Annotated in this window: 3 protein-coding genes; 1 reads left to right on the plus strand and 2 read right to left on the minus strand. The window is 73.8% G+C overall.

The features are described 5' to 3' along the window. Positions 1-195: hypothetical protein (locus tag ACWJ6R_RS34270; protein WP_449066193.1), on the minus strand; the 195-nt coding region annotated here is incomplete at its 3' end. 221 nt (positions 196-416) lie between these two features. Then, positions 417-1,325 (minus strand): 2-hydroxyacid dehydrogenase, encoded by a 909-nt coding sequence (locus ACWJ6R_RS34275; protein ID WP_449066194.1) that lies wholly within the window; start codon positions 1,323-1,325, stop codon positions 417-419. 145 nt (positions 1,326-1,470) lie between these two features. Here ACWJ6R_RS34275 and ACWJ6R_RS34280 point away from each other — a divergent pair, with 145 nt between their 5' ends. Next, on the plus strand, positions 1,471-2,577 hold the full coding sequence (locus ACWJ6R_RS34280; protein WP_449066195.1) for a PQQ-dependent sugar dehydrogenase: 1,107 nt from the start codon (positions 1,471-1,473) through the stop codon (positions 2,575-2,577). The last annotated feature ends 68 nt before the right edge of the window (positions 2,578-2,645 follow it).

Consider the following 2,645-nt stretch of genomic DNA (forward strand, 5'->3'; position numbering starts at 1 on the left):
ACACCCCGCCACCGCACCCGCGGTCACGGCCTGAACGCCGCCGACGAGAGCGGCGGCGAACCCCGTCACGCCGACCGCGGCGGCGGCCGCGGCCGGCAGAGGTATCCGGGGATCACGCCAGCGGATCAATGTCGTCTGCCCATCCAGTGTCGATTCGTCCCGCTCGCGCGGCGTTCCTCTGCCCGTCGCGCTCACGGTGCCCCTCGGGCACGTCGTCCTGTGTCTCCGTGCCTCCGAGGTCCCCGGAGAGCACAGGGCCAGTGTGTGCTCTCCGTTGAGCGCCGGAGGTGACAACACCGCAGTCGTCACCGTTCTGATAACCATGCGAGCGATCAGTGTCGCAGGAGACCACGATATCCACCGAAGGTCACGGAGCAGCCACGGTCCGGATTCCTTTTCTCGCCTGCCTTTCTGTGTCAGTAAGACCCGGTAATGACGTTCTTGAGCGGCTCACCTGCGAGGTAACGCAGCAGTTGCGAACGGAGCAGGCGCAGCGTGCGCCGGCCCGAGGCGGGAGTGCTGCCCGCGACGTGCGGGGTGAGGAAGACCCCGGGGGCCGTCCACAGCGGGTGGCCCGGCGGCAGCGGTTCGGGGTCGGTCACGTCGAGCGCGGCCGCGATCCGGCCCTTCTCCAGCTCGGCCACCAGCGCGCCGGTGTCCACCACCCCTCCCCGGGCCGCGTTCACCAGCAGCGCGCCGTCCTTCATCGCGCCCAGGAACGCCGCGTCGACCAGCCCGGCGGTGTCGGACGTGGCCGGGACCAGCAGCACCACCACGTCCGCCCGGGGCAGCAGCGCGGGCAGCTCGTCCTGCCCGTGCACGCCCGCCCGCGCGGTCCTGGCCACCCGGACCACCTCCACCTCGAACCCGGCCAACCGCCGCTCCAGGGCCTCGCCGATCGAGCCGTAGCCCACGATCAGCACGGTCGAGTCGGCCAGCACACCCGTGTGGCGGTAGGTCCACTCCCCCCGCTCCTGGGCCCGGACGAAGCCGGGGAACTCCCGCAGCACCGCGATCATCGCGCCGACCGCCCACTCCGCGGTGCCCGCGTCGTGCACCCCCCGCGCGTTGCACAGCGTCACCCCCTCCGGCAGGTGCGGCCGGTACGGCTCCACCCCGGCGGTGACGGTCTGCAGCAGCCTCAGGCGAGACATCCGGCCCAGCAGTTCGGCGACCCCCTCCACCGGGACCAGCGGCGGGATCCAGACCTCGACCTCCTCCGCCCCCGCGGGCGCCGGCCCGCGACCGTCGTAGACGACGCACTCCACGTCGGGCAGATCGCTCAGGACATCGGCGGCGGCTTCGGAGGGAACCCAGATCTTCATGGCATGGATTATCGCCGTGCGCGGTCGTGAGCCCTTCCGCGGCACCGGTCAGGTATGGATGGAGGATGGACGAGACGGGAGACGCCCGTCGAGGACCCCGGCCCTGAGGCCGGAGCCGCCACGCTGGAGGCGATCGATGACCGGCATGACCTCATACGGCACGGGCCGCGCACGCTGGGCGGCCCTCGTGATCGCGGCGTCCGCCGCGCTGGCGGGCGGATGCTCGGAGGCCCCCGCCGCCTCCCAGTCGACCCGGCCCTCCCCGCCGCCGGGATCACCGGCGGCGACCTCCGCGGCCGCCGCGCCCCGCGTCCTGGCGGGGAGGCTCTCCGTGCCCTGGGGGATCGCCTTCCTGCCCGGCGGCGACGCGCTGGTGACCGAGCGGGACACCGCCCGGCTGCTCCGGGTGACGGCCGCCGGGAGGGTCACCGAGGTCGCCAGGATCGCCGGCGTCCGCCCGGACGGCGAAGGCGGCCTGATGGGCGTGGCCGTCTCCCCCTCGTTCGAGCGGGATCGACATGTCTTCCTCTACTACACCGCCGCCTCCGACAACCGGATCGTGCGCTACCGCTACGACCGCGCCCTGACCGGCGCCACGGTCGTCCTCGACGGCATCCCGAAGGGCGCCATCCACAACGGCGGCCGCCTGGCCTTCGGACCCGACGGCTATCTGTACGCCTCCACCGGGGAGGTCGGCGACCGCGCCCTCGCCCAGGACCGGGACTCCCTCGCCGGCAAGATCCTGCGCATGACCCCGGGCGGCGATCCCGCCCCCGGCAACCCGTTCTCCAGCGTGGTCTGGAGCTACGGCCACCGCAACGTCCAGGGCCTGGCCTGGGACCCGGCGGGGCGGATGTACGCCAGCGAGTTCGGGCAGAACTCCTCCGACGAGCTCAACCTGATCACCAAGGGCGGCAACTACGGCTGGCCCGAGGTGGAGGGCACCGGCGGCGGCTCCCGCTTCATCGACCCGATCGCCACCTGGCGCCCCGTCGAGGCCTCCCCCTCCGGCCTGGCCTACGCCGACGGCTCCCTCTGGATGGCCGCCCTGCGCGGCGCCCGGCTCTGGCGCGTCCCGCTCACCGCGGACGGCAGGGCCGGTGAGCCCGTCCCGCTCTTCGCCGACCGGTACGGCAGGCTCCGCGCGGTCGCCGCCGCGCCCGGCGGCTCCCTGTGGTTCGGCACCAGCAACAAGGACGGCCGCGGCTCCCCCGCCGCCGCCGACGACCGCCTCTTCACACTCGCCCCCTGACCCCGGCGCGGGTGTGGCCGGGGTGGGTGCGGCCGGGTCCCGGGTTTTGTGCGGTGGCCGGGGTGGGT

This window comes from Planomonospora algeriensis (assembly GCF_977012225.1).